At 45.3% G+C, this 25,692-nt stretch carries 28 protein-coding genes; 12 read left to right on the top strand and 16 right to left on the bottom strand.

Translation table 11 applies throughout. The features are described 5' to 3' along the window. Positions 1–629 precede the first annotated feature (629 nt). A complete protein-coding gene (locus QUA16_RS26070) occupies positions 630–1,037 on the bottom strand; it encodes a hypothetical protein (protein ID WP_333181450.1) in 408 nt (135 codons plus the stop codon). Positions 1,038–1,349: 312 nt separating this feature from the next. Here QUA16_RS26070 and scpB point away from each other — a divergent pair, with 312 nt between their 5' ends. Together scpB and QUA16_RS26060 are read left to right on the top strand one after the other, a co-directional pair. Further along, the gene (scpB, locus tag QUA16_RS26065; protein ID WP_333109076.1) at positions 1,350–1,865 is read left to right on the top strand and encodes an SMC-Scp complex subunit ScpB; all 516 of its coding nucleotides are present in this window, start codon (positions 1,350–1,352) and stop codon (positions 1,863–1,865) included. Between the two features lie 42 nt (positions 1,866–1,907). Next, positions 1,908–2,255 carry a DUF760 domain-containing protein gene (locus QUA16_RS26060; RefSeq protein WP_006635907.1) on the top strand — a complete coding sequence of 116 codons (348 nt, stop codon included), beginning with the start codon at positions 1,908–1,910 and terminating at the stop codon, positions 2,253–2,255. Between the two features lie 325 nt (positions 2,256–2,580). On the opposite strand, the gene QUA16_RS26055 is transcribed toward QUA16_RS26060, so the two are convergent. Beyond that, entirely contained in the window at positions 2,581–3,804 is a 1,224-nt protein-coding gene (locus QUA16_RS26055; RefSeq protein WP_333109077.1) for an HhoA/HhoB/HtrA family serine endopeptidase, read from the bottom strand. A gap of 304 nt (positions 3,805–4,108) precedes the next feature. Here QUA16_RS26055 and QUA16_RS26050 point away from each other — a divergent pair, with 304 nt between their 5' ends. After that, a complete protein-coding gene (locus QUA16_RS26050) occupies positions 4,109–5,032 on the top strand; it encodes a M23 family metallopeptidase (protein ID WP_333109078.1) in 924 nt (307 codons plus the stop codon). 525 nt (positions 5,033–5,557) lie between these two features. Next, positions 5,558–5,833 carry a hypothetical protein gene (locus QUA16_RS26045; RefSeq protein WP_333109080.1) on the top strand — a complete coding sequence of 92 codons (276 nt, stop codon included), beginning with the start codon at positions 5,558–5,560 and terminating at the stop codon, positions 5,831–5,833. A 15-nt stretch (positions 5,834–5,848) separates the two neighbouring features. Here QUA16_RS26045 and QUA16_RS26040 read toward each other — a convergent pair whose 3' ends face one another. Further along, positions 5,849–6,178 carry a XisI protein gene (locus tag QUA16_RS26040; RefSeq protein WP_333109083.1) on the bottom strand — a complete coding sequence of 110 codons (330 nt, stop codon included), beginning with the start codon at positions 6,176–6,178 and terminating at the stop codon, positions 5,849–5,851. After that, positions 6,166–6,588: a XisH family protein gene (locus QUA16_RS26035; protein WP_333109086.1), complete on the bottom strand. Its 423-nt coding sequence runs from the start codon at positions 6,586–6,588 to the stop codon at positions 6,166–6,168. Before QUA16_RS26035 ends, QUA16_RS26040 begins: the two co-directional genes overlap by 13 nt. A 12-nt stretch (positions 6,589–6,600) precedes the next feature. On the opposite strand from QUA16_RS26035, the gene QUA16_RS26030 reads away from it, so the two are divergent. Next, positions 6,601–6,909, top strand: a complete 309-nt coding sequence (locus tag QUA16_RS26030; protein WP_333181448.1) for a hypothetical protein — start codon at positions 6,601–6,603, stop codon at positions 6,907–6,909. Positions 6,910–6,972: 63 nt separating this feature from the next. Here QUA16_RS26030 and QUA16_RS26025 read toward each other — a convergent pair whose 3' ends face one another. The 5 genes from QUA16_RS26025 to purS form a co-directional block, all read right to left on the bottom strand. Then, positions 6,973–9,186 (bottom strand): hypothetical protein, encoded by a 2,214-nt coding sequence (locus QUA16_RS26025; protein ID WP_333181446.1) that lies wholly within the window; start codon positions 9,184–9,186, stop codon positions 6,973–6,975. Then, entirely contained in the window at positions 9,183–11,231 is a 2,049-nt protein-coding gene (locus QUA16_RS26020; RefSeq protein WP_333108041.1) for an ATP-binding protein, read from the bottom strand. The genes QUA16_RS26025 and QUA16_RS26020 overlap by 4 nt, the downstream gene beginning before the upstream one ends. 252 nt (positions 11,232–11,483) lie before the next feature. Beyond that, positions 11,484–12,287 carry a DUF4058 family protein gene (locus QUA16_RS26015; RefSeq protein WP_333108039.1) on the bottom strand — a complete coding sequence of 268 codons (804 nt, stop codon included), beginning with the start codon at positions 12,285–12,287 and terminating at the stop codon, positions 11,484–11,486. Between the two features lie 336 nt (positions 12,288–12,623). Beyond that, positions 12,624–13,325, bottom strand: coding sequence for a phosphoribosylformylglycinamidine synthase subunit PurQ (gene purQ / locus QUA16_RS26010; protein ID WP_333108037.1), 702 nt, complete (start codon positions 13,323–13,325; stop codon positions 12,624–12,626). A gap of 286 nt (positions 13,326–13,611) precedes the next feature. Further along, entirely contained in the window at positions 13,612–13,896 is a 285-nt protein-coding gene (gene purS / locus QUA16_RS26005) for a phosphoribosylformylglycinamidine synthase subunit PurS (RefSeq protein ID WP_333055476.1), read from the bottom strand. A 143-nt stretch (positions 13,897–14,039) separates the two neighbouring features. On the opposite strand from purS, the gene QUA16_RS26000 reads away from it, so the two are divergent. Beyond that, entirely contained in the window at positions 14,040–14,432 is a 393-nt protein-coding gene (locus QUA16_RS26000) for a Fur family transcriptional regulator (RefSeq protein ID WP_333055475.1), read from the top strand. Positions 14,433–14,734: 302 nt separating this feature from the next. Here QUA16_RS26000 and QUA16_RS25995 read toward each other — a convergent pair whose 3' ends face one another. From QUA16_RS25995 to QUA16_RS25985, 3 genes are all read right to left on the bottom strand, one after another. Continuing rightward, positions 14,735–16,945, bottom strand: a complete 2,211-nt coding sequence (locus tag QUA16_RS25995) for a peptidase domain-containing ABC transporter (RefSeq protein WP_333108035.1) — start codon at positions 16,943–16,945, stop codon at positions 14,735–14,737. 135 nt (positions 16,946–17,080) lie between these two features. After that, on the bottom strand, positions 17,081–17,260 hold the full coding sequence (locus QUA16_RS25990) for a hypothetical protein (RefSeq protein ID WP_333108034.1): 180 nt from the start codon (positions 17,258–17,260) through the stop codon (positions 17,081–17,083). A 169-nt stretch (positions 17,261–17,429) separates the two neighbouring features. Then, positions 17,430–17,657, bottom strand: coding sequence for a secretion protein HlyD (locus tag QUA16_RS25985; RefSeq protein WP_333108033.1), 228 nt, complete (start codon positions 17,655–17,657; stop codon positions 17,430–17,432). A gap of 474 nt (positions 17,658–18,131) precedes the next feature. Between QUA16_RS25985 and QUA16_RS25980 the strand changes: the two genes are divergently transcribed. From QUA16_RS25980 to QUA16_RS25960, 5 genes are all read left to right on the top strand, one after another. Beyond that, on the top strand, positions 18,132–19,247 hold the full coding sequence (locus QUA16_RS25980) for an HlyD family efflux transporter periplasmic adaptor subunit (protein WP_333108031.1): 1,116 nt from the start codon (positions 18,132–18,134) through the stop codon (positions 19,245–19,247). A 378-nt stretch (positions 19,248–19,625) separates the two neighbouring features. Then, positions 19,626–19,838 (top strand): ribbon-helix-helix domain-containing protein, encoded by a 213-nt coding sequence (locus tag QUA16_RS25975; RefSeq protein WP_333108030.1) that lies wholly within the window; start codon positions 19,626–19,628, stop codon positions 19,836–19,838. Positions 19,839–19,865: 27 nt separating this feature from the next. Then, positions 19,866–20,072 (top strand): hypothetical protein, encoded by a 207-nt coding sequence (locus QUA16_RS25970; protein WP_333108028.1) that lies wholly within the window; start codon positions 19,866–19,868, stop codon positions 20,070–20,072. Positions 20,073–20,080: 8 nt separating this feature from the next. Continuing rightward, positions 20,081–20,452 carry a hypothetical protein gene (locus QUA16_RS25965; RefSeq protein ID WP_333108027.1) on the top strand — a complete coding sequence of 124 codons (372 nt, stop codon included), beginning with the start codon at positions 20,081–20,083 and terminating at the stop codon, positions 20,450–20,452. 111 nt (positions 20,453–20,563) lie between these two features. After that, a complete protein-coding gene (locus QUA16_RS25960; RefSeq protein WP_333108025.1) occupies positions 20,564–20,890 on the top strand; it encodes a nucleotidyltransferase domain-containing protein in 327 nt (108 codons plus the stop codon). Positions 20,891–20,992: 102 nt separating this feature from the next. Here the strand turns inward: QUA16_RS25960 and QUA16_RS25955 are convergent, their stop codons facing one another. Continuing rightward, a complete protein-coding gene (locus QUA16_RS25955; protein WP_333108024.1) occupies positions 20,993–21,340 on the bottom strand; it encodes a type II toxin-antitoxin system PemK/MazF family toxin in 348 nt (115 codons plus the stop codon). Next, positions 21,337–21,588, bottom strand: coding sequence for a hypothetical protein (locus tag QUA16_RS25950; RefSeq protein WP_333108022.1), 252 nt, complete (start codon positions 21,586–21,588; stop codon positions 21,337–21,339). The genes QUA16_RS25955 and QUA16_RS25950 overlap by 4 nt, the downstream gene beginning before the upstream one ends. A gap of 245 nt (positions 21,589–21,833) precedes the next feature. On the opposite strand from QUA16_RS25950, the gene QUA16_RS25945 reads away from it, so the two are divergent. Next, positions 21,834–24,659: a CHAT domain-containing tetratricopeptide repeat protein gene (locus QUA16_RS25945; RefSeq protein WP_333108021.1), complete on the top strand. Its 2,826-nt coding sequence runs from the start codon at positions 21,834–21,836 to the stop codon at positions 24,657–24,659. A 154-nt stretch (positions 24,660–24,813) separates the two neighbouring features. On the opposite strand, the gene QUA16_RS25940 is transcribed toward QUA16_RS25945, so the two are convergent. Together QUA16_RS25940 and QUA16_RS25935 are read right to left on the bottom strand one after the other, a co-directional pair. Next, positions 24,814–25,317: a hypothetical protein gene (locus QUA16_RS25940; RefSeq protein WP_333108020.1), complete on the bottom strand. Its 504-nt coding sequence runs from the start codon at positions 25,315–25,317 to the stop codon at positions 24,814–24,816. A 9-nt stretch (positions 25,318–25,326) separates the two neighbouring features. Further along, positions 25,327–25,578, bottom strand: coding sequence for a hypothetical protein (locus QUA16_RS25935; RefSeq protein WP_333108018.1), 252 nt, complete (start codon positions 25,576–25,578; stop codon positions 25,327–25,329). Between the last annotated feature and the right edge of the window lie 114 nt (positions 25,579–25,692).

The raw sequence follows: 25,692 nt of genomic DNA, 5'->3' as shown, positions 1-25,692 counted from the left end.
TAGACCGAGGGCTTGACCTCTCTTTCTACATGGTGATGATGATGACTTAATTCTCTGCAGTCTTCAGGGTTTTTTACTCTTATTTTTTCCGTCTCTACAAAGACGCACTGCCCTCACTGGGATACTATTCCTTTTTCCGTTGTTAAAACTCCGGGTTGCTAATCTGAGGGAATAGGAGCTGATTGCGTCTAATTTTCATCAATTCCGCAATAGGTGCATGGCAAAGCTCCCTGCCTACTCCCTCCGCTTCGCTGCGCCCACGATTGACCGTATAATCCAATTCAAAAGCTACTATGACGGCGTTGCGATAGCCTCGACGACCGTAAGGCGACCGATGTATTTAGGAATTCCCATAAGCTTGAGCTTGTGTCCTTGTAAAATCGCACAACTCTAAGCTAAAGCTATTAAAAATATTAAAGTTTTATAATATTAAAGTTTTGAGGCGGTCGTCACAAGGGTAACTTTTTTCAAGATTATAGCCTCCTGTTTTACAATCCTTAAACATTGCTTCGATACCACTGCGACATTTAAACGCTGTTACAGCTTGTTTCAATTTCGCGATATTGGTGAGTAAATACCAGTCTTCATCTTCGCCACTATTTCGATAAGTAGTAGGACACAATTAATTACTACAACGGTAAAGCTCTCTTGTCCCCAATCAGGCTAATCATCAACATATTTTTATCTCGCCACTGCGTTCTATAAATGGCGACATTCAACTCTTGTTTCTTTTTAAATTGAGTTCTCCAGATATATTTAAGCAGATGAAACCAAAGCTTTTCTATCTTGAGGATAGGTAGCTTGAGAAACCGTTGAATAGAACGTCGTCGGCTCTCAAACATGATTGGGTATGGCATCAATTTCGCCAATAACTCAATACTCACTTGTTTATGGGTTGGGAGCAGAAAAACTAAAATACTCACAGTCAAGTATTCGGTGTTTTTGAGCTGGTGTTGGAAACAAATTTGGTATGATTGAGGTAACATTTTTAACTGATGGGGCTTCTTAACAAGACTCACCCCATATTTTTTTACCAAAAATCGATCCTAGCCCCGTCATCTGTATTGGTTGATATATTTTACCATAAGCTCAGGAGAGCTAGAAACGTTGTTATATATTCCTGCGTCTCGGATTGATATAAAAAAAGAAAATTAATAGTGTAGGTTTTGTTTCTCAACCTAACCTACACTATTAATAATTTGTGTAAGGGGAATGTTTATTCCTAACTCTCATTCTTCACGACACGGAAGTTACGGAAATACGGATAACTGTTGTTTTCCTGATTCCTTCTTCTTTTTTGCTTATTCCTTCTTCTTTCAACGTCCCCATTCCTCATTACTAATTCCCAAATGACTCGCTTAGCCACAACAATAGAAGCCATACTTTACCTAAAAGGTCAGCCAGTGTCGATCGCAGAAATTGCCGAGATTGCCAAGTGCGATCGAGCCGAAGCCGAAGACGCCATCATCGAACTCATGTCTGACTCGTCCCACCGCGACAGTGCATTAGAAGTCGTCGAAACCCCCACAGGATACAGCCTGCAACTCAGAGAAGAGTTTGCCAGTTTAATGCAAACTTTAATACCTCCAGAATTAGGTGTGGGAGCTTTGCGGACGCTGGCGGCGATCGCCCTCAAAGGCGGCATCGCTCAGCCTGATTTAGTTAACTTGCGAGGTTCCGGAGCTTACCAACAAGTGCAGGAACTGGTAGAAATGGGTTTCGTCCGCAAACGGCGGCCGACTGAAGGGCGGTCGTATTGGTTACAAGTTACCGAGAAATTTCATCGGTACTTTCAAGTAGACCAACTGCCAAAACAATTGCAAATTGACTTTCAGGCAAATTTGTACCCAAGCAATGACGAGTAGTTTGAAGTAGAATGTAACCAGCCAGAAATTAAGAATCGCCAAATGGTTTTTCACCCTGACTTTGACACATCCAATGCCCAACAAACCGCAGTCAATCCACTGCTGAAGTACCTCCAACACCAATCCCCGGAGGTTCTAGCCCGCGTCGCCAAGTCCGTCAGCCCCGACATCAGAGAAATAATCTCTCATAACGTTCAAGGACTTGTCGGCGTTTTGCCTTCAGAAAATTTTAACGTCGAAATTACCACCGATCGCGAAAACTTAGCAGGTTTGCTAGCTTCAGCGATGATGACAGGATATTTTTTGAGGCAAATGGAGCAAAGGATGCACCTCGAAGAAAATTTAGCAAGCACCAGCTCGATTCAACCAAACTCACCCAAAGACAAGTAAAAAGGTCAACGGGTTGGGGAAGCCAGAAAGATGAAAGTTGTTCAGAAAAATCCATAATCCTGAATCATGGAGGCACAGGGAATTAAGAAACCGGGCTGTTAACCGGCAATCCCTAGCGCTACACCGAGGATTTTGGTGAAAAAACCCGGTTACTGCTTCCAGGACTATAAAGCATCAGATTCATCTTCCATCCTCCACCCTTGCAACTAATACCAATTTCAAAAAAGAATGCAACTGCAGATAAGCTCCAAATCCTTATGCAGTAAGTCATTCTTAATTCTTTAATCGAAAATCGAAAATCGAAAATCGAAAATCGAAAATGGTATTACCCACCGGCGGAGCTACCCGATAGGGGAAAAGCACCCGGACGTACTTTAATATTCTGAACTTGACCCAAACGGTTAATTTCCAGTTCGAGTTCTTTGCCCACAACCGTGTTTTCCACCCGTTCTTGCACGTCACCGGGAGTGTTAACCGCAATTCCGTCAACTTTTTGAATGACATCTCCGGGACGCAAGTCGGCTTTTTGAGCGGGGGAATTTTCCACGACTCGCGCCACGGCTACGCCTTGATCGAGGGTAATTTTATTATTATTATCGAGCTGTTTGTTGAGTTCTGCCTTGGTGGCTGCTGTCAAGCTGACCATTTGAATGCCGAGATAGGGATGTTCGGCTTTACCTTTGGCGAATAGCTGATCGGAAACTCGTTTGGCGGTTTCGATCGGAATTGCAAATCCCAAGCCTTGAGCGTCCGCGCGGATAGCGGTATTGATGCCAATTACTTCGCCTTGGTCATTGAGCAGGGGGCCGCCTGAATTGCCGGGGTTGATGGCGGCGTCGGTTTGGATGAAGCGGACTCGCTTGTCGGGGATGCCGACTTGAGAACTCGATCGACCCGTAGCGCTGATAATGCCCACAGTCACGGTATTGTCCAGACCTAAAGGATTGCCGATCGCGATCGCCCACTGTCCCGGTACAATATTGTCCGATCGACCCAAAGCCACCTGCGGCAGTTCCTTAGCATTAATCTTAACCACAGCGACATCCGTCAGCGGATCGACTCCCTGCACCTTACCCTCAAACTCGCGGCCGTCTTTGAGCGTCACCTTGACAGTATCCGTCCCGGAGACAACGTGAGCATTAGTAACGATGCGGCCGTCAGGAGTGAGAATAAATCCCGAACCGGTACCTCTCCTGACTCGTTCTTCCGGCTGTGGCAAATTCTCCCCAAAAAACCGACGAAACAAAGGATTTTTGAATGCTTCCGGCACTTGATTCGCCACCTTGCTGGATGCGTCAATCCGCACTACAGCCGGGCCGACTTTTTCGGCTGCTTCAGCAATAAAATTGGGATTGCTGCGATCGACCGCCCGATTTTCCAGAACTGGAGGAGACGCATAGGGGGGGATTTGCTGGCGTACTACTGGCAAAACCAATCCGGTTTCCAGATTGTTTGAGCCTTGCAGATAGCGATTTCCCAACCATCCCATACCTCCGCCGATTGACAGCAAAGTCACATAAAGGGTCGCTTGCTTAAAAGATAAACTCATTTAATAACTCCCGCTAAATACCTCATCCCCGCAGACAGGTTCCGAATCAAGCATTTTTGTCTTGGCGACGGGAAGGAAGCGGGGCGGGGCGTACCGCTTCCTCAAGAACATAGCTGTTAACAGGCAGGCGCCCATCGGCATCACAGGCAATTTTGCCGGATTTACCAAGAGCGAATCAAACTAATAATTCTCATCCTAACTTGGCTTAGCCTGGGATTTACAGTCTGGGGGGTGGCTAGAGCTTGTAAATATGCAATTTTACAGGATTTTAAAATTGTCAACTGTCCGAAATGAATACTTTTTTATGTACATAATGACTTTGAAACGCTTATTTCCGCTGATTTTTGCATTAATTTGGTCGATCGCACCCGTTGAGAAAACGGCGGCAAATACCGAAATCCCACCTGCAAATCTTCCTTCAGGTGCACCTGTAGAAAACCCCGACCCTGCCCGCGATTGCCCGAGTCCGGCTATGTCTCGGTTGCGTCGCCACACTGTGGCCCAGGGCGAAACAATAGAAAGCATCGCGCGGCAGTACAGTGTGATTCCTGCGGCACTGATCGGGATAAATCCGATGTTGCGGGGCGGTGGAGTATCTGCTGGAAGTGCGATCGTCATTCCTCCGTACAGTGGCATCGAGGTAGAAGTGCCTGCGGGCTGGAATTGGCAAAAACTGGCAGAAGCTTACAAAGTGCGCGCAGATTTGCTATTTGAGGCGAATGGGTGCAGGCCTTTGGGGAAAACGGTGTTTGTGCCAGCGGTGAATAGGTCGATCGGGCCTTCTATCAATCCCGATGCAACGCCATCGGTGCAAGGATTTCCGCTGCCCGCCCCAGCAGTGGAAGCTTTGCGTTACGGGCGGCAATTGCATCCGGCGCGGCGCGAATTTTTTTTCCACAGCGGCGTAGATTTTTTGGCGTCGGAGGGTACGCAGGTTTTGGCCGCGGGCGAAGGGACTGTCGCCTTTGCCGGGCCGCAGGGGGATTACGGGAATTTAGTGGTGGTGAACCATGAAGCGGGGAAGCAAACGCGCTACGCTCATTTGAAAGATATTGCGGTAAAAGTCGGTCAAAAAGTGCAGTCGGGAGAAGTTTTGGGAACTGTGGGGACGACGGGAAAACGGGACATTTCGCCATCTCATTTGCATTTTGAAGTTCGGTACAATTCGGGTTTGGGTTGGGTTGCTGAAGACCCGCTGCTTTATTTGCAAGCGACTATTAAAAAATAGGATTGTTAGTGTGCTGGGGGGTGAGAACCAGCCCAAAATCCAGACTGGGTAAGGATTGAGCTGTGTTGTGGTAAAAAAAGATAGGCAGCATAATTATTACACGATTGCCTATCTCAAAAAATATGTTACCAACATTTTACCAGACTCACTTACAAAAACAACTGACGCAAACCCCGTTTATTTTACTCACAATCTTTTTGAACCTGATACAATCCGAGAAACAAGTAATATCATGTCCGATCGATTGACCATAATATCCCGGCCGGGGCGGGTTTTTGAGATTGTCAATTATTGGCAGATATTGGCAGGTTTACCCGCCCCTACCTGATTTTGGGCGAAGCGAAGCGGAGGGAATCGACCGGACATAATATAACGATCGCCCGATCAACAAAAAACCCGATCGCCCGTTTTCCAAAAAGCCGAGATCCCTTCCCATTCTCTCGCAGTTGGGTAAAATTGACAAAATTTGATATTTTTGCTATATTTGCCTGAAATTAATCACAATTAAAGCTCAACTATAAATGTATGGAAGCTGTAATTGAAAGCATTGTAAGTAAGCTGCGTTATTTAGGTAAACCGCAACTAGAAGTTGTTCTTAATTTTGTTGATTTCCTAACTTGGAAGTCAGCGCCGAGCGTGTTATCAACAATAAGTGATTCTGATGCAGAAATCAGCGATCGCGAGTTGGAAATACTTTTAGATGAATTGGCTGATGAGTTCATTCAAAACATGGCAGTAAATGTCCCTACGCTATCGGATTTTGCGGTGACTCGTGCTGGTATATATGAGGATCATCCCTAGCGCCGAATGAATCATTTAACTAACAGCGTATTCGGTAAACTTTCTAGTAAAACCAGACTTAAAAGCAAGTACGATATCAGTTTTTGGGACTCCGAATTCGACCAATTCTTCAGCTATTCCTGTATCTGTCCTATCCTGTTGAATCCAGATTTTATCATCTTTAAGCTCAATGTGAACTGAAACGCCGTAGACTCTTAATTGGTCGTTCCAGCCTGCGAGAATAACCAGGTAATTACCGCTTTCGCGATCGCGAATAATTTTAACTTCTGTTCCTTCTCGTACCACCATGTCTGAGAAGTTGTTGAGAATTTTGTCGATCGCTTCAGTATAGTTTAATTTCTCCACAATACAATTTCCTCCGAATCGGGACGAAAAATAATCAGCTTGATATCGTATTCTTCCACACGTCCTTGAATGAATTTTAACCTAAATAATTCATTGTAGGTTTCTAAAGGAACTGCTAAGTACACAATCAAATCTGGCATAATATCTCTCAATGCCGCTCGACAGTTGAGAAATTGACCGAGGGCTGCATGAAACTGGTAGAAATCCGATCGCTCTCGAAAGCTCTTGACTTCCACAGCTATTTTTCGACCTGCTTTTTCTGCACTGATTAACTTTTCTGCGGTCAAATCGATAAACATTGCTAAACCTTCGTCATCGACTTGCACCCGAAAGTTTTCACGGATAACTATCCATCCGTCTTTTTGTAAGGCAGTTTTGACAGTATCGTGAAAAACATCTTTAGCAGGCATTTAGAAACTCCGTTGCTCTCACTCTCTATTTTATACCAATCATTAAAACCCGATCGCCGGATCAACAAAAAACCCGATCGCCCCCATCCACCAAAATCCGATCGCAGATCCACCAAAAATCCGATCGCACATCCACAAAAAACCCGATCGCCCATCCACAAAAAACCAGTTGAAACCCAAAAAACCCCGGCGGTTGGAAACCGCAGCTACACAGACAAAACCCGCCTTCGCGGGTTGAAGATTTCACCCGATGATTTTCAATCTCCGAATACCCTCTTCGTCCGCGTAGGCGGACATCGTTTGTGTAGACGCGGTTTCTAACCGCCGGGATTTCAACCGCCGAGGATTTCAAATTAGATCGCCCAAATCGACCCAAAAATCCGATTATCGCCCGTCGCTAACTCCCTCCAATCGCAGGAAATGCACCCGGCCCGACGCATCTCCCGCTACAACACTCACCCCATCAGGGGAAATTGCACAGCAATCGAAGCTATTTTCTCCGCTGAAACTAGCGAGCTCTTTGCCGTTAAGCAAATCCCAGATTTTCAGGGTGTGATCGTTTGAAGCGGAAATCGCGGTTTTGCCGTCTGGTGCGATCGCGACTGCTGTTACATCGTTAGTATGACCGGTGAGGGTTCGCAGTTCGATACCTGTCTCGGTGTCCCAGATTTTCAGGGTTTGATCCGATGAAGCGGAAATCGCGGTTTTGCCGTCTGGTGCGAGATCCACTGCATTTACATAGCCAGTATGACCGGTGAGGGTTCGCAGTTCAGTACCCATCTCGGTGTCCCAGATTTTCAGGGTTTCATCCGATGAAGCGGAAATCGCGATTTTGCCGTCGGGTGCGAGATCCACTGCATTTACATAGCTAGTATGACCGATGAGGGTTTGCAGTTCGGTACCCATCTCGGTGTCCCAGATTTTCAGGGTGTTATTTTTAGAAGCAGAAATCGCGGTTTTGCCGTCTGGTGCGATCGCCACTGCTCTTACCTCCATAGTATGACTGGTGAGGGTTCGCAGTTCGGTACCACTCTCGGTGTCCCAGATTTTCAGGGTTTTATCCCATGAAGCAGAAATCGCGGTTTTGCCGTCTGGTGCGAGATCCACTGCCCATACTGAGTTAGTATGACCGGTGAGGGTTCGCAGTTCAGTACCACTCTCGGTGTCCCAGATTTTCAGGGTGTTATCTAATGAACCGGAAATCGCGGTTTTGCCGTCTGGTGCGATCGCTACTGCACTTACATAGCTAGTATGACGGGTGAGTGTGAAGAGTTTGGTGCCTCTCTCGGTGTCCCAGATTTTCAGGGTTTTATCCCATGAAGCGGAAATCGCGGTTTTGCCGTCTGGTGCGATCGCTACTGCATATACCAAATCAGTATGACCGGTGAGGGTGAAGAGCTCGGTACCTGTCTCGGTGTCCCAGATTTTCAGGGTTTGATCCGCTGAAGCGGAAATCGCGGTTTTGCCGTCTGGTGCTATCGCCACTGCCCATACTAACTTAGTATGACCGGTGAGGGTGAAGAGTTCGGTACCTGTCTCGGTGTCCCAGATTTTCAGGGTGTTATCATCTGAACCGGAAATCGCGGTTTTTCCGTCTGGTGCGAGATCCACTGTATTTACATCGCTAGTATGACCGGTGAGGGTTCGCAGTTCAGTACCTGTCTCGGTGTCCCAGATTTTCAGGGTGTTATCATCTGAACCGGAAATCGCGGTTTTTCCGTCGGGTGCGATCGCCACTGTATTTACCGAGTAAGTATGACCGGTAAGGGTTCGCAGTTCGGTACCTGTCTCGGTGTCCCAGATTTTCAGGGTGTTATCATCTGAACCGGAAATCGCGGTTTTTCCGTCTGGTGCGATCGCCACTGCTTTTACATCGTAAGTATGACCGGTGAGGGTGAAGAGTTCGGCACCTGTCTCGGTGTCCCAGATTTTCAGGGTTTTATCTAATGAACCGGAAATCGCGGTTTTGCCGTCTGGTGCGATCGCTACTCCTGTTACATAGCTAGTATGGCCGGTGAGGGTTCGCAGTTCGGTACCTGTCTCGGTGTCCCAGATTTTCAGGGTTTTATCTAATGAACCGGAAATCGCGGTTTTGCCGTCTGGTGCGATCGCTACTCCTGTTACATAGCTAGTATGACCGATGAGAGTTCTCAAACAGCCTTCTCCCGGCCGCTCTAAACTAGCCCTCAAAGGCCGCAGCCAAGGACTACCTTTCCACTGCTTTGCCTGTTCCAACATCCCCCGAATCTCAGGCATTTCAAAATCCAACAACCTCCCCAATAATTGCCCAGCCAATTGCCTTTTATCCATTTCCAAAACGTGCGCCGACTTGCGAATTGCCCCTTGAATGAACCGCAAAGTTTCAGTTTGCTGCTCCGACAGCAACATATCTGCATTTCTCCCTAAATCGTAATCCTCTATTAGCGGCTGCACCCCCAACAATTTTAACTTCGCCTCAATAAAACCAAAATCCGTCAGCCAACGATAATAACGGTTAAAATCTCGCCCAATCTCAATGAAATCCCTGGGTTGATGCTTCAACAAATATTCTTGCTCCGATTTACTTTGCTTCGCCAACCACACACCCAAATCGCTCATATAGGCGCTCCTTCTATCCTTTTATTCATACCTTGGCGGTTAAGTTCTTCAACATTAACCCCCGCAGATTGCACGGTTTCATCTTTTGCCAGAAACTCGCGAAAACTGTTGTGATAAGTGCTGTAGCGAATTTCGCCGTTGACTTGCTGCTGCCGCAAAAATGAATCCCATTTCTTGAGTACCTGCTGTACTTTAAAATCTGTCTCGCCTACCGATTTAGCAATCCAGCCGCGAGAAACAGCTTCGCGCGCTTTCGAGATCACGTAGATAATCTTAACTTTCATCTCCAACAGCGGATCGTCTTCCCTGCCCATCATCTGTGCCCAATGCTTCCCATAATATCCTGTCAACTCCCTAGGCAAATCTTCCAAAGAAACATCCCTGTACTCGCCGTTTTCGATATCATTCAGCACGTAGCGGAGATACATAAAATTGTTCTGGCTTTTTTCAGCCACTGCCTCCACAAACTGTTCCAGGCTCAAATCATGACTGGCAATCCAATTCTGAATCGACGCGCTATTGCTGGTGCGTTTTGCAATATAAACTTTCGTATCTGCCCGACTTTCTGCATCGTACTGCATCAAATCAAACACTCGATGATTCATCGGCAAAGGCAAAGATTCCGGCCGCTTGGAAACAATAAAGTAAACGTTATCCGGCAAAACTTCCGGCAAATAGAGAACGTTGCTACCGCTACTTTGCAAACTCAAATCTACTTCATCGAGGGCATCTACCACAAAAATCAACTTTTTCCCCCCCAATGTAGCGCTGACTTCCCCCAACAGTCGCCCTAAAAAATTGCCATTTGCAGTCGCATTTTCCGGCAGTTGCGGATACTTATCCCTGAGCTTAAAGCCTTGTATTAACTGAATGCAGGCATTTTCGAGAAATATTTTTGCATCAACAATCCCGTCGGATCGCGAGTTAAAATGAGTAACGCAGCGGCCTCTCATCATCAACACGGACTGCGCCATAATTGAACTTTTCCCGACACCCGGTTCTGCTTCTAAAACAAAATAGCCTTTCGCATTTTTATGCAAGAAACTGGCAATTTCTTCAAATACAAACTTGCGCCCGGTAAAGTCTTTAGTCCGGTCTTCAATAATCGTCTCGGACTTCAAAGAAATCGGCAATCGGGGCGCGGAAGTATCGATAAATGTTTGCAGCAATTCCCGAACTTGCGCCAAATCGTCCCGGATGCCAATTTCTATGGCGGACAATTTCACCATCACTTGACAAATCTGCTGCCCAGTTGCCACAGCCTCCAATTTTTGCAGAATTTCCCCATTTTGCAGCCCCAACTCTTTGAGTTCTGCCAAAGCAATTTGGTGCAGATTCAACAGCATCGCCGCAAACTTTTCTCCTCCCTTCGCCGCATCCAGTTTCAGCACTTCGCGGTACGCTTTCGGGAAAGTTGCGTACAGCTTGTCCGCCACAAATTCCACAATTTCCGCATCGAAGGATTTGCCCTCGCTGGCCGCGAATTCGTTGACGAAACTTGCCCAATCTGCCGTTGTCAATCCCGTAACTCGATCGAACTCCTCGGCATCGGCAGAAAAAATCTTGGTTAACTGGTCTTCGGAAATATTTAAACCCCTTGACAAGTCGGCTGTATTCGTGTTAATGTCCAGCCAGTATTCAGGAGTTTTCTCTGCTAATTGACTGAGTGCTGTTTCTGGATAAGGCAAATTTTTGGTTTCGGCGATCGCAATTAGGCGATCGGACTTGGCAACCTCTCTCAAAATATAGCCGATCGCCTCACCCGCCGCCTTAATCAAATCGTGATTATCGAGAATCCTCGGATTTTTGCTCAACCCTTCCGTCATCCGATTTGCCAGTTCATCAGCGGCCATAGTCTCAGCGATACTACCAGCAATCGCTGCTAAGATAGAAACTCCCCCAAGTGCGATCGGGCCGCCGATCATACCCGCTGCTGCTTGAGTTGCCGGATTGGCGATCGCATTTGAAATAACTTGTCCAATAGCCATCACCGCACTGCATCCAATTACCCTAGTTTTAAAATTAGCTAAGTCCATTAGTGGCATACAATAAATATTTTTCTTTTCAAAAGTTAGTAGTAATTATATCTTGCCGGCTGCCGTTTAGTCCGTCGGGGGTTGAAATCCACATTATGCACCATTCTCACTAAGTCTTTCATGAACAGGCTTTCCGGCCTGTTCCACAAAGAGTAAATTTCTTGTGGAACAGGCCGGAAAGCCTGTTGCTGACGCAAGATGCCTGTTCCACCAAGAGTAAATTTCTTGTGGAACAGGCCGGAAAGCCTGTTGCTGACAATATTAATTATCTAGAAGTTCTTTTTCTTGCAAAAGTTGGGTTGCCCAAACCCGATCTTCTTGCGATAGAGACGGTACTGGTTCTTGATTATAGTCTATCCGATAATCATAGCCAGCGCGATCGTAAATACCTGCAAATATTTCTGGTAAATTAACAATAGGTTCTACATCTTCCTCACGCAAGGGAAGCGGAAATATAGGTAGAGAATCGCGGAGATTAAAAGCATAAAGTTCGGCAAACGGACGGCGATTACTGGGACTGACTAAAATCCGATAATCGCTTTCAATAGAATTATTAAGAATGGGCATAGATTCCCATTTTCGTAGTAAATCGATTTCGACTAAGTTGGTTAAGCTACCTAAAATACTCTGGCGTTTTTTGAGATAAGTAATTCTTCCTTCTCCACTACGTTTGTTCACAGGAGAAAGAATCTCAATTGCAGTGACAACTTGTTTAGTTGCCATTTCTCGCACTTCCAGGTAAGTCTGTTTAATTTTTTCAGGAGCAGGCACTTTAACGGTAGTCGGAAGTGTTATAGTTAAAGTGGCAACTGAACCTGTAGGAATATTCGGGTTATTAGATTGACGCTTAATCGCGACATCGGGGATACCTACTAAAAGGGAGTCGCTGTTACTGTCATGTGGATCGGTAATTTCATAGATGCGTTTGTCGATTGCAACCTCATATTTAGGGCGAATTTGAGGGACTAAGGATGCCGCGATCGCAGAAATTAACCAATGATGAGTTTCCTGCCAGAAATCGGGGTGTTCTAAGTAGGGGTCCATTCCAGGAAAAGGTGAAGGCATAGGACTGTTCTCCGATGTATTGACTTTCCAATCATTTTAGCATTTTTAATTTGGTAGGTGCGTCGCTTTAAAGCGAGGCAGATCCTCTGGATATAGGTTCCCAGGCTGAGCCTGGGAACCAGTTAAAGCTTGTCAAGAACAGGCATCCTGCCTGTTCCACAGTAATTATTGGAGATGTCTATTTGTAGATGAATTTAATCTGTTGTGGAACAGGCCGGAAAGCCTGTTGATTTTGGGCGGGCAAGATGCCCAACCCCTACTCCCCACAACAAATTTAATCTACTGTGGAACAGGCATCTTGCCTGTTCCTAAAATCATAGACACCGCAAATATCAACTACAAAACAGCAGCCACACTTGCCATCAACAACCCTTGAAACAATTTCACCCCATCAGTTTCGCCCAACATCGGATCGGATGCCCTCTCAGGATGCGGCATCATTCCTAATACATTGCCCGCCCGATTGCAAATACCGGCAATATTATTTAACGAACCGTTGGGATTGCCAGCATCGCTAATTTTGCCCGCCTCTGTGCAGTAGCGAAACAACACTTGCTTGTGGTCTTCTAGTTCTGCTAAAGTATCCGCATCAGCATAATAGTTGCCTTCACCGTGGGCGATCGGCAAATCGATGATTTCACCCGAAGTATAAGCGGCAGTCCAACGAGTATTACCGCGTTCGACTTTCAAAGAAGCGCGATCGCAAATAAAATTCAATCCCGCATTCCGCACCAGAGCACCTGGCAACAAACCAGCTTCAGTCAACACCTGAAAACCGTTGCAAATACCCAGTACAAGTTTGCCCTGTTTCGCGTGTTCCGCAGTAGCCCGCATCGCCGGAGAAAAACGGGCGATCGCGCCGCACCGCAAATAATCTCCGTAACTGAAACCACCGGGAATTACAATGATATCAATATCCGAAATGTCGGTATCTTCGTGCCAAATCATGCGAGTTGGTTGGTGGAGTAACCCTTGAGTCACCCACACCACATCGCGATCGCAATTTGAACCCGGAAAAACAATAACTCCAAATTTCATAAGCTGAAGGAAGAAGGAAGAAGGAAGTTCGGCAACGGATTATGTAACGGATGTAACGGATGTCCGGAAGAAGGAAGATGTGTCAACATAAGACTAAAATCTTATGTTTTTCTCCCTTGTATCGAAGTCTCGATCCCCCTAAATCTCACTTAAGAAGGGAGACTTTGAGTCGTTCTAGTTCTTGTATTGTTAACAAAGACTTTCAAAACCCTCTTGTCCCCCCCTTATTAAGGGGGGTTAGGGGGGATCTCCGGGGCAAAAAAACACACCCTAGGGGCGATCGAATTTATGCCGCCGCTGTCTCCACAGCAACAGGAATTTCAGTCAAATCAAAGCGATAATTTTCAATCACTGGATTGGCCAAAAGTTGGTCGCAAACGCGATCGAGTTGTTCGCGGGCCTGGGACTCACCTGCAGCAGTCAGCGTCAATTCAACGTATTTCCCGATTCGCACACGCTCAACATTGTCGTATCCCATGTGTTGCAAACCAGACTGTACGGCAGTGCCGGCGGGATCTAAAACAGAAGGGCGGAGGGTAACATAGATTTGGGCAAGATATTTCTGAGTCACGGGAATGTTGCGGTAGGTGATGTGAAAGTTAGCCCCATTGTATTCTACAACCGAGCTGCGCGCCGATCGCCCTTTGGTTCGCCCAAGTAAGATAGCCTAGAAACAGGGACTGATTTGACTCTAGCAGATTACACAAAAAAATTATGAGAACCAACCGCACCCGCAGTCAGGAGCGTATTTTACACTTGCTCAAGCACTTGAATCGCTCGCTCTCAGCACAAGATATCTACTTAGAACTGCGTAACAGCGACCAAAGCATGGGCTTAGCAACAGTTTACCGCTCCCTCGACGGTTTAAAGCGAGAGGGGTTCGTTCACGTCAGAACGCTTGCTAGTGGTGAGTCTCTCTACGGTGCCGCCCACCAAGATCAACATCACCTAACTTGTCTGGAATGTGGCGCGTCAATTACGATCGACGAATGCCCCGTCCACCACTTAGAAAGCCAACTACAACAATCTCATTCTTTCAAAATTTATTATCACACTTTGGAGTTTTTCGGATTGTGCGATCGATGTACTTTGGCTCAAGAATCTTAGAGAATTTATTAGTCATGAGTGATCTCAATTCCGGTTGCACGAGCGAAATGATAGTTGACTGTTGACTGTTGACTGTTGACTGTTGACCGAAAGCCTCGATGATAAAAGCCCCCGGATTCATCCGTGGAGCAATAAAAAACGTCTCTCCGATGAAACTTGCCCCCCGAATTTATCCGTGGGGCCAATGCTTCAATCTAAAATCTAAAATCTAAAATCTAAAATCGATTGACTCGGTGTCGAACCGCGCAGGCGGGTTTTGTTTGTGTAGCGACAGATTTCAACCTGTCGTTTTATTAACTAGCTCAAGGATGCAAAAACTCTAAATGGTCTCCTGGAATGGATCGCAATTTTGCAGCCGAGCCTTGCATTTTCAACCGGCCGCGTTCTAACATGATAATCCAATCGGCGCGATCGATCACTCGCGGCCTGTGACTGATAAAAATCGTCGTTTTCCCGTGTCGATACATCAACAAATTTTCTAAGACTTCCGCTTCGCTTGCGGGGTCAAGCCCTGCGGTAGATTCGTCTAAAATCAATACTGGTGGGTTGTTGAGAATGGCGCGGGCGATCGCCAATCTTTGTCTTTGTCCGCCAGAAATATTCGCTCCAAACTCCCCTAAAACTGTTTGATATTTATCCGGCAATTGGCTGATAAATTCATCCGCCCCCGCAATTTTGCAGACTTTAACAATCTGTTCAAAGCTGATATCTGGACTGCCCAATCGAAAATTTTCCATAATCGAACGGCTCCAAAAATGCGCTTCTTGAGGAACCAATACTACCTGCTGTCTGAGACTGTCGAGAGACAAATCCTGTAAGTTGTAACCGCCAATTCTAATATTACCAGATTGCAGCGGGTACAGACCAGCAATTACTTTTGCTAGCGTACTTTTTCCGCAGCCGGAATTGCCGATTAAAGCAATTGCTTGACCGCCGGGAAATGTGACAGAAAAATTTTCCAGCAAGTCAAGTCTGCCGGGGTAGTGAAAATTAACACTCTTGCAAACAATACCGTCGCGGTCTTGAATAGTTACAAAAGGTTTATTCGTATCGTCTTTAGTTTCCGGTTCAGCATCGATGACTTCCGACAGCCGTTGAGTAGCTGTCTGCACGCGAGTCATCTCATCAGTAAATCCTACTAGCGAATTCACCCAAGTAGTAACGTTTTGATTCATGCTAATAAACGCTAGCAACTGACCTATACTCAATACCTTGTCAATCACCAAACCGCTACCAAGCCACAGCAGAGTAATGCTGCCAGCAGAGGCAACAAAACCTGAAAATATATTGTTGAGAATGCCAATTTGTGTAGTGCGAAAAGTGAGCTTTGCTAAGCGACCGAAGCGGGTTTGAAATTCTTCCCAAAGTTGCTGACCGCTGCTAGTAGTTTTGACAGTCAGCGCGCCTTTAAAAGTTTCTACTAAAACGCCTTGAGTTTCTGCTTCCAGCACAAATAAACTGCGCGTTTTTTGCTGCAATACGGGCAGAAATACCACTGTAGAGGCAGTCATTAACAGAGCTATAGCTGTAGCTGCTAAAGTCAGTTCCTTGCTGTAAAATAACATAAAAATAAAAGAAACTACAGCGATAAAAAATTGACTAGGCAAGCTGATAGCGACTTGAGAAACTAATTTATTGATTTCTTGGATATCTTGTAATCTACTGACAATTTCGCCACTGCGTCTGGTTTCGTAAAAGCTCAAAGGCAATCGCAGGAATTTGCGCGCGAATTCCATCACCAATCCCAATTCTAAACGCTGGGAAAACTGAGCAATTAAGTTCGACTCTACCAATCCTAAACTGCTGCTAAAAAGGTTCATAACTATAACTGCGATCGCCACACTCGCCAGGAGTTGTCTGTCGCCCCGCACCAGGATGTCGTCAGTGAGCAGTTGAACGAGAAAAGGCGAAGAAATCGACAGCAAACCCAACACCACATTCAGCAAAAATGCTTCCATTAAAATCGGGCGATAAATCCCAATCCGGCGCATCCATTTTTGTAAGGAATTGGCGGGCGGTTGACCCTCTGCGGCCGCAAAAAACCGCTCCGCATCGGGTTCTACTAGCAAGCACAGCCAATCTGTCCAAGCTGCTGCTAATTCTCCTTTAGAAACATAGCGCATACCGACAGCCGGATCGCCGATCGCATATTTGTCGCCCTGCTTTCCGTACAAAACAACCCAGTGATAACCGCTCCAGTGAATAATCATCGGTAGAGGGGCATCATCGAGCTTGTCTAAAATAGCAGCGGCTGCTCGTACCGATCGAGCATTAAAGCCGATCGCCTCAGCACCTTGTTTCAAGCCAAGTAAACTCGTCCCTTTTTGGCCGGTGCCCGCACATTCTCGCAAGCGGCTAATAGTAAAATTCTGTCCGTAAAATTTCGAGATCGAAGCCAGACAAGCTGCACCGCAATCTTCTTCGCTCTGCTGGAGCACAACCTGATATTTCTTAAACCTGTTAACTTGTCCGAATAATGGCATTTTGCCGAGCAAAGGGATGTTCTTTAACATTTTGCAAAATGAATAATGGTAGAGCATAAAGAAGATTACTCATCACCAACTACCCAATCAGCAAAAAGCACCCATAAAGTTATGGGTGCTTTCTCGATTCCACAGTTATAGATCTGAATTGACTAGCACTAAATTTTAGTAGTAGGCGTAGCGGACTACTCTTCTGTATGAACCGTCGCAATTCCGGCGGTACACGACCCAACTGCGCCGCTGCCGGTAACAGTTGTATCGATTAGTATAGTGACCGCCGTTGACGCTAGCTGATTCTTCAGGGGTGAGTTCAGCAAACAGTGAATTGTCCTTTGTTTCTTGCATGATTTGACTCCGTTTAAGTTAATAAAATTGAAGGGGAACTAGAAATATTATTTAATTTCTAGAGCCTCGTGTAAATACTGACTAATACTTCTGGTGGTGCTGTGCGGCTTCCGGAATATTACCGATAAATTTTGAAAATTTACTCGATCGCACAACTTGACTCAGCTATCTAAACCACTAGGGTTTTGTAAGTGCGAGCGCGGCTCGGATCGTACAGATAAAGCTGGCTAGGCTGCGGCAGGAAAAACAGCATATTCAGGCCATAGCTGCTGCTGTTATCCGTCTCGCTGGTGCTTTTAGCACCGCTAACACTGCTGGTAATGCTGCCACCGTTGACAGTAGCAGATTCTCCATCGGTTAGTTCGAGGAAGAGTGAACATTGTTGATTTTCTGACATAAATAAATAACTCCTATTAATACCTATGTACTTACTTACTACCTACGCATACAGGAAAAACCCGGTAACAGTGCCAAAACTCTTTGCGGAAACGCCGTATTTTCATGACCACGAATTTCAAAGGTGGTACCCGCCACGTGATTTATCCGTGGAATCAATCCAAAATCTAAAATCGAAAATCCTCAAGCCCCCGCATTTATCTCGCGCAAGTCAATCCAAAATCTAAAATCTAAAATCTAAAATTGAATGACAGTGGCCCCCTGGCTTCACTCCTCTTGATATTTGGGGAAGTTTGTGGGTGGGAACGGCAAAGCTGTGCGGATTTTTACCTTTACCCTGTGAATTTTGATTTAGACTTCTAAACCTATGCTTGGTTTCCGGAAAGCTGATCATAAAAGTGACAAAACAAATCAGCGATCTCTCCCTCCCCCCCAACTCAAAACTCCAAACTATTCCCCTCTCCCCCTTGCCGCCATGTCTCTCACTCCCGAAGCCACACCCGCTGAAACCTTTGATAACGACCAGTTTTTGCCCCCTGTCAGCCGCTGGACGACTTTGGGTGGCATTTTGATGGTGGCGACGTTTGGCGGGGCGATCGCCCTCGCTAGCGTCACCAAATACAGCGCTACAGTCAAAGCAGACGCGATCGTCCGTCCCGCCGGAGAAGTGCGCGTCGTGCAAGCCGCAACCGAAGGAACCGTCGAAAGCATTGCTGTCAGCGAGAATCAGACAGTGAAAGAAGGAGATGCGATCGCAGTTGTAGACGCTTCGCGTTTGGGCGCTCAAAAAAAGCAGTTACAAGAAATAATTAATCAGTCTCAAACAGCAGCACAGCAAATCAACCAGCAACTGCGCGACTTAGAAAATCAAATTTTGGCCAGCGCCCAATTTAAAACCGTCCAAAGTGAAAGTTCCGCCCAACAGGAATTAATCGAATCCGCTTTAGTAAAATTCGCCACATCGCTGCCGGATGTCGCCGAGAGACTGGGCAGAAGTCGGCGGGTTTTGCTCGTCAAGCGCTCGTCAATTCAACAACAATTAATTCAAGCTAACAAAGAACTAAATCAAATTGAGTTAAAACTCGAAAATAGCGTGATCCGCACGCCCACGGATGGTACAATTCTCAGATTGGAAGTACGAAATACTGGTCAAACCGTACAAGCCGGCAGCGCGATCGCCCAAATCGTCCCCAGCGACGTACCCCTGGTAGTCAAAGCCAAGGTGACATCCCAAGACATCGCCCGCATCCAAATCGGCCAACCCGTACAGATCAGGATTTCGGCTTTGCCTTTCCCCGATTACGGCACATTAAAAGGCACTGTCAGCGAAATCGCCCCAGATGCGATCGCCCCTCAAAATCCCACTAATAATTTAGGTACAGCTTATTACGAAGTGGCAATTAAGCCCGAACAAACTTATTTAACAAAACTCAAATCCGCCAACGGCCAATTCTTCGGAAACTCCCAGGCTAATGTCCCCCGCCAGTATTCGATTCAATCGGGAATGGAAGGCAGAGCCGATATTATTACCGGCGAAGAAACTGTTCTGACATTTGTTTTGCGGAAAGCAAGGTTGCTGACAGATTGGTAATTAGTCAGTTGTCAGTTGTCAGTTGTTATTGTAAGGTGCGTCAGTCTTGATGTTAGCCCGAAAAATTTGGGTTTTACTGATATCTTGCACCATTCTTAATAAGTCCCTTACGGGCGGGCTCTCCGGCCCAACCCCTACTCCCCACAAGAAAATTGAATTTTTGTGGAACGGGCTTCTAGCCCGTTCTTGAGAAGGGTGCAAAATCTCAGTTTTACCGACTGACGCACCTTACTTTTATTTGTTCTTTGTTTGACATTTGGCGATCGTAGGTCTACTGTAGATTGTAGTAGATGCCACTGTCAACTATCTCGATCCACTACGCCAAAAGTTAATCTAACGTCATAAGCTGGTAACTAACCACTAACCAACTGGCAACCAATGGGGAAGTACAGGCGACCTAGAATTAATTTCGTTTTGGATGAGGACGTTAGAGACGACTTAACGGTATGGGCCAAGGAAGAAGGGCGCACTATGAGCAATCTGGTAGAGCGAATTGTTACTGCCGCAGTTCAAGGAAAGCGGGACAGCCACCCAAACCAAAATCCGCTCATCCAGCAAGATCGAGCGGAAAAAGGAGGCACTAGCAAATAGATAAACAGGTGTCTAGTATTTAAAACAGTGACAAACCTAGTAGAACCAGAACCGTCAGAACCAGAAAATATACACCGGGCTACTGACCCGGAGAAGTGCCGGGAAATGGAACGCCGATACGATTGGAAACTCAAGCAAATCAAAATAAACAAAGATTTGCCCCTCGAAGTCGATTGCGTCTTTTACGGCGAACAGACTTCTTTTCAAGACCTCTGGCCCGACAACCAAGACTGAGGTAATTTATGACCAAAAAAGAAACATGGATTGTTTACAAAACTGAATCTATGAGTGCGGAAGGCTGGAGAGATCGAAAGCTAATTCCGAATGGTGGCTTGACGGACATTCTAGCAGAAGAGTGGGATTGTTCGGGGAAATTGCCTCAAATTGGCGATCGCGTGCGAGAATATGAAAACCTCGAAGATCCTGGCAACGGAATCACCCACGGTCGAGATGGAAACTGGATTGTTAAGAGTATTCACGAGTTCTCTTCTAGCAGCACAAACTTGTGCATCGCCGTATGTTATTGCGCTTACGAACCTGTTGAATCTAAATGGGTTGAATTAAAACGAGGAAAGCCTGTGAATGAGATTTTGCAACCCGCTGAAATTGGGTAAAAATCTCAACCTTTCTAATTAATTATCTTCAGTCCGCGCAGGCGGACTTTGTTTGTGTAGACGCGGTTTCAACCGCCGAGTCTTATTAAATACATAACATCGATCGCAAATATGAAAATCAACGATAAACTCAAGACCATGTTAACTCAATTACAATCGCACTTCGAGCAACTTTACGGCGATCGGCTGACGCAAATGGTACTCTACGGTTCCCAAGCGCGGGGCGACGCAGATCCCGACTCAGATATTGATGTTTTGGTAGTTCTCAAAGCACCAGTCCAAGTCGGTGAAGAAATCGATCGAACTCTCCCAATTGTAGCAGATTTATCCCTTCACAATGACGTAGTAATTAGCGGCCACTTTATGAATGAGGAACGGTTTACTAATTATCAAAGCCCTTTGCTCAGAAATATCCGTAAAGAGGGAATTTTAATCTGACACCCGCTCAATTAAACTTACTCCTCAAAGCTTATCAAAGTCTTTCAGCAACAGGGAATAGCTTTATGAAACCCGAACAAATCGATCGAAAACTCCAAACTTTTATAAACCTAAACAGTAACGAACCGCCGATTCAACTTCTAACATCTTTTCTGCGGAAAGTTCCCCCGCAGAATCAGTAGGAAATCGCCCTCGATCCAAAGATCGAATCTGAAAACAGAGGAAAACTGTTTCTATTTGCAAACCACTTTCAGACGCAGAAACACGCACATTTGTTCTATATTCGCGGTGAATATTAGTTCCTTTAGTGCCGACAATGACAGTAACAACTAAGGGTGACTGGTTAATAGTATCAATCGAAAGCACCAAAACAGGTCGCATTCCAGCTTGTTCTCTTCCATGAACGGGGTTAAGATTGACAAAATAAATTTTCCCTCGCTGAATGCTCATAGTGCTTGTAAACCATCCATTTCTGCCACAATAAACTCTCGATCGATCGCAGCAATCTCAACTTGAATATCTGGATCGTTGGCCATCTCTGCTATCTCTGCTTCCAGGTATTTAGCATTAGCGAGTTTATTAGCTATGTAAGTTTTCTCCCGCACTCGGCAAGCGATACGTTCCAGCAGCCAAAGTTGTTCTTCTATCGACAGGGAACTAATAGAACGTTCAATTTCTACTAAAGTTTGTGAAATCATTTTAGTTTCCTCTTGTTTTTTGCCCCATCGCAAATCATCGAGATTTTTTTGAATGAGACCGGGCCCATTCCGAATAGATTCATTATTGCGATCGCTTACTTATCTTGTATCTATATTATACGACATAGTGGCGTAGCAGCTTATGACGCACACTCCAACGACTCCAGACGATTCAGCAAGTCGGGTTTTCCCCTTGTTTTTCCCCGACAAAGAATGTAAAATTCTAAAAACATGGGTTGTCAGCAATGAACGAAGCGCGCCACCAAGGCTATCTCAATCTAATTGAATCGCTACTGAATTGCCCCAGCGGAGAAGAAAGCCAAATTTTGCAGGCAAACTCCGAGTTAGTTGATGCGGGGTTGGTGCAGGTAATGTTAGATGAAGCAAACAATCTTAGAACTTTTAACAATCTGGATGATGCTAATTCTTTAATGACTCTTGCAGGGCATCTGATGGGTACTTATGGCAATGCAATCCCAGAGAAAGCGTCACCCGCCACTTACCTAAAATTCCTAATAAAAGTGTTACAGGCAACTTTAAAGAGCAAGGGCGATCTTAATGTAATTTATCTTCTGCTGCGGGAGAATCTAAACTTAGTTAATGATAATTTGGCTGTAGTGTTGCGAAATTGGGCGAAGGAAACTTTGCCAAACTTAGATAGCCTAGACATCCGCATTTCTATAATAGAAGTTATTGGCAATTTTTGTAATGCAATCCGGGACTTTCGTTTAGGTAGTAGGGCGAGTAATTTGGAAATAGCCATTACAGGTTATGAAGTTGCCCTTACTGTTTTTACCCGTCAAGAATATCCTGAAAATTGGGCAATAACTCAAAATAATTTGGCGATTGCTTACAACAACAGAATCAGAGGCGAAAGGGCGGATAATCTAGAAATGGCTATTTCCGCTTATAGGGAAGCTTTGTCAGTTTACACCCGCGAAACATATCCTGAAGATTGGGCAATAACTCAAAATAATTTGGGGACTGCCTACCACCAGAGAATCAGAGAGGAACAATCCCAGAATTTGGAACTGGCGATCGCCGCTTTTTGGGCATCATTGGAAATCCGCACTCGCGACGCATTTCCGATAGATTGGGCAATGACTAAAAATAATTTGGGGAATGCCTACCGCGACAGAATCAGAGGCGAAAAAGCTGATAATCTGGAACTGGCGATCTGCGCTTTTGAGAAAGCGTTGGAAGTTTATACCTGCGACGCATTTCCGATAGATTGGGCAAGGTGTCAAAATAATTTGGGGCTTGCCTACAGCAGCAGAATCAGAGGGGAAAAAGCTCAGAATCTGGAACTGGCGATCGCCGCTTTTGAGAAAGCGTTGGAAGTTTATACCTGCAACACATTTCCTCAAGCTTGGGCAATAACTCAAAATAATTTGGCGATTGCCTACAGCAACAGAATCAGAGGGGAAAAAGCTCAGAATCTGGAACTGGCGATCGCTGCTTTTTTGGCATCATTGTCCGTTCACACCCGCGAGGCATTTCCGATAGATAATGCTAAAAACTTATATAATCTCGGACTGACCTATCGCGATAATTCCCAACTCCCAGAAGCTTACAACACCTTTAACACCGCCATTGAGACAGTCGAATCAATACGGAGTGAAATAATTATCGGCGGCGAAGCAGACAGACAGAGATTAGCTGAAGAATACAATAGAATTTATCACCTAATTGTAGAAGTTTGCTTAGCAATGGAAAACAACACCGCCGCCCTAGAATACATCGAACGCAGCAAAACCAGAAACCTAGTAGAATTGTTTCACAAAGCCCGCAATCTCCCGAAAAATGTACAGCGAATTAATTTTGAAGAAACTCGCAGTCTGTTAGGTGAAGATGAGGCAATTTTGGAGTGGTACATTACCATTAACGACTTTAAAGTTTTTATTATTACTCGCGACTCTATCCAACCCAATGTCTGGCAATCTTCCGATGCAGACTTAGAAGTATTAGGAGATTGTGCAAGCGAGTATATCAACGACTACATCCATCAACCTGACAACTGGAGAAATCAGCTAGAAACCCGCCTGGAAGAATTAGCTGAAATCTTGCACATCGATGAAATAATTTCTCGTATCCCAGAAAAATGCCAAAAATTAATATTAGTTCCCTTCCGATATTTACACTTGTTACCGCTGCACGCATTAACCAGCAAAAGGCTAAGGCAGAATGCCGAAGAAACTGGATGTCTCCTCGAACTTTTCCCTGGCGGCGTGAGATATACTCCGAGTTGTCAGCTATTACAATTATCTCAACGGGTAAATCCGACTGGGGAAGAGTCATCACCCACAAGATTGTTTGCCATTCAAAACCCGACAGAAGATTTAGACTTCACCGACATCGAAGTTGAAGCAATTGCCAAATCCTTTGATCCTGCCAAAGTTTTGATTCGGGAAAAGGCAAGTAAGACAGGATTGCAGCAACAGCTTGAAGCGTTGCACAATGCCGACATCGCCCACTTTTCCTGTCACGGCTTTTTCGATTTTTCCAATCCCCGGAAATCAGCTTTAATCTTAGCTGGGGCAAAAACTGCCACCGATGGTACTGACTCCGAAAACAAAAGTTATATTCGTTCCCCCCAAAACGAATTGTTGGACATTAAAAAATGTCTGACGCTGGAAGAAATCTTTGATTTGCCGCTGAGTAAGTGCAGTTTAGTTACGCTTTCCGCCTGCGAAACTGGGTTAACGGATATCCAGAATACCACAGATGAGTATATCGGATTGCCTAGCGGTTTTTTATATGCCGGGGCAACGAGTATAATTAGCACTTTGTGGACGGTGAATGATGTATCTACCGCGATTTTGATGATTAAGTTTTACGAACTTTTGCTGTCTGAAACTCGCCCGCCTGTGGCGATTGCTTTGCGCGATTCTCAAATGTGGCTGCGGGATGCAACGGTGCAAGATTTGGTAGATTGGGCCGAGCGTTCAAAGTTACTGGATAGTGAAAGTAAAAACAGGATTCAAAAGAATTATAAACGCGATTACGATGATGACGATCGCCCTTGCCAATCCCCTGTATACTGGGCGGCTTTTTGTGCCGTTGGACAATAACCCAAAGGTTTTTTGCATGAGTGGGGGCGGGTTTATTAGTTGGTTGGTTTGATTCCAAAACATCGGCGAACCCTTTCAAGGTCGAAATCGAATAACGAGCGTAGCATATTCGATTTCGACCTTGAACCCTACAAATTTGTCGAAATAGGTGATTTTATGAACTTAAAACCTCCCCAACTAATTTTCGGAATTGTCCCGTTTGCAAATTTAAGCTGAAACGATCGCCCTCCATTAATTCAATTACTAAGTTATCATCGCTCGCCGAAAATTGTTCGGGAACATCGGGCAATCCGCGATTAAATCTGAGGGAACCATTCGAGTTAAATAATAATATCTCATTTTCAGTCAAAACAGCAGTTACTTTGTGAATAACAGCCATCTGAATTAAATTACCCGTCAAAGGCATTGCCAGACAAATGCGGCCGCTTTCCAGGCAAATAGCTACTAACTGCTGTTCAATTCCCATCCATAGCATCTTTTTCTCGTGAGAATGCTCGATGCTTAACTCAACTAATTGACCCCGCCAACTCAGTCCGTAACATCCCAAAACTTCCCCCAAGTCAAGGCAAGCAAATGTTTGAGCGTATTCGTGGCCAATAATTTGCCGAATGCCTGGAATTTTGTCGAATTCTGATTTGCTAATAGTTTCAATTTTCATGGTAGCTGGTTATTGATAAATTAACGGTACAATTGAAGTAACTTGAGGATTTGCATCTAAGTCGCCTTCAGGATAAAAATATCGAACCACAATCGCCCCCGGTTTTTCTCCCCCTCTCAATTCTACTTTACGAGAAATGTTTGCGCCATATTCGTTAATTGTTCGATCGCCTTCAACTTCTGGTGCATTTAATCCTTCGGCAAATATTTCTAATAGCTTTTCTTTCCCCCCAGATACTTCGTCAATTCCTAGCGTTCTCAAATCTCTTAAATTATCTAAAGACCGCCTAAGCTGTCAAACATCTAAACTGCATTAACTAAGTTACCTTTATTTTTTATTTTTCGGTTCCATTTCATAATTAGTCCTCCTTCATTT

Origin of the sequence: Microcoleus sp. S13_C3, assembly GCF_036700905.1 — a bacterium.
GTDB lineage: Bacteria > Cyanobacteriota > Cyanobacteriia > Cyanobacteriales > Microcoleaceae > Microcoleus.
This window is presented reverse-complemented; position numbering and strand designations above follow the sequence as displayed.

Coding starts and splice junctions, on each gene's coding strand:
- QUA16_RS26060 (WP_006635907.1), top strand. CDS start 1,908: ATGGTTTTTCACCCTGACTTTGACACATCCAATGCCCAACAAACCGCA.
- QUA16_RS26055 (WP_333109077.1), bottom strand. CDS start 3,804: ATGAGTTTATCTTTTAAGCAAGCGACCCTTTATGTGACTTTGCTGTCA.
- QUA16_RS25980 (WP_333108031.1), top strand. CDS start 18,132: ATGTCTCTCACTCCCGAAGCCACACCCGCTGAAACCTTTGATAACGAC.
- QUA16_RS25990 (WP_333108034.1), bottom strand. CDS start 17,260: ATGCAAGAAACAAAGGACAATTCACTGTTTGCTGAACTCACCCCTGAA.
- QUA16_RS26050 (WP_333109078.1), top strand. CDS start 4,109: ATGTACATAATGACTTTGAAACGCTTATTTCCGCTGATTTTTGCATTA.
- QUA16_RS26025 (WP_333181446.1), bottom strand. CDS start 9,186: ATGAGCGATTTGGGTGTGTGGTTGGCGAAGCAAAGTAAATCGGAGCAA.
- QUA16_RS25985 (WP_333108033.1), bottom strand. CDS start 17,657: ATGTCAGAAAATCAACAATGTTCACTCTTCCTCGAACTAACCGATGGA.
- QUA16_RS25965 (WP_333108027.1), top strand. CDS start 20,081: ATGACCAAAAAAGAAACATGGATTGTTTACAAAACTGAATCTATGAGT.
- QUA16_RS25945 (WP_333108021.1), top strand. CDS start 21,834: ATGAACGAAGCGCGCCACCAAGGCTATCTCAATCTAATTGAATCGCTA.
- QUA16_RS26000 (WP_333055475.1), top strand. CDS start 14,040: ATGAGAACCAACCGCACCCGCAGTCAGGAGCGTATTTTACACTTGCTC.
- QUA16_RS26015 (WP_333108039.1), bottom strand. CDS start 12,287: ATGCCTTCACCTTTTCCTGGAATGGACCCCTACTTAGAACACCCCGAT.
- QUA16_RS25955 (WP_333108024.1), bottom strand. CDS start 21,340: ATGAGCATTCAGCGAGGGAAAATTTATTTTGTCAATCTTAACCCCGTT.
- QUA16_RS26020 (WP_333108041.1), bottom strand. CDS start 11,231: ATGCCACTAATGGACTTAGCTAATTTTAAAACTAGGGTAATTGGATGC.
- purQ (WP_333108037.1), bottom strand. CDS start 13,325: ATGAAATTTGGAGTTATTGTTTTTCCGGGTTCAAATTGCGATCGCGAT.
- QUA16_RS26045 (WP_333109080.1), top strand. CDS start 5,558: ATGGAAGCTGTAATTGAAAGCATTGTAAGTAAGCTGCGTTATTTAGGT.
- QUA16_RS26035 (WP_333109086.1), bottom strand. CDS start 6,588: ATGCCTGCTAAAGATGTTTTTCACGATACTGTCAAAACTGCCTTACAA.
- QUA16_RS25960 (WP_333108025.1), top strand. CDS start 20,564: ATGAAAATCAACGATAAACTCAAGACCATGTTAACTCAATTACAATCG.
- QUA16_RS25950 (WP_333108022.1), bottom strand. CDS start 21,588: ATGATTTCACAAACTTTAGTAGAAATTGAACGTTCTATTAGTTCCCTG.
- QUA16_RS25995 (WP_333108035.1), bottom strand. CDS start 16,945: ATGTTAAAGAACATCCCTTTGCTCGGCAAAATGCCATTATTCGGACAA.
- QUA16_RS25975 (WP_333108030.1), top strand. CDS start 19,626: ATGGGGAAGTACAGGCGACCTAGAATTAATTTCGTTTTGGATGAGGAC.
- QUA16_RS25940 (WP_333108020.1), bottom strand. CDS start 25,317: ATGAAAATTGAAACTATTAGCAAATCAGAATTCGACAAAATTCCAGGC.
- scpB (WP_333109076.1), top strand. CDS start 1,350: ATGACTCGCTTAGCCACAACAATAGAAGCCATACTTTACCTAAAAGGT.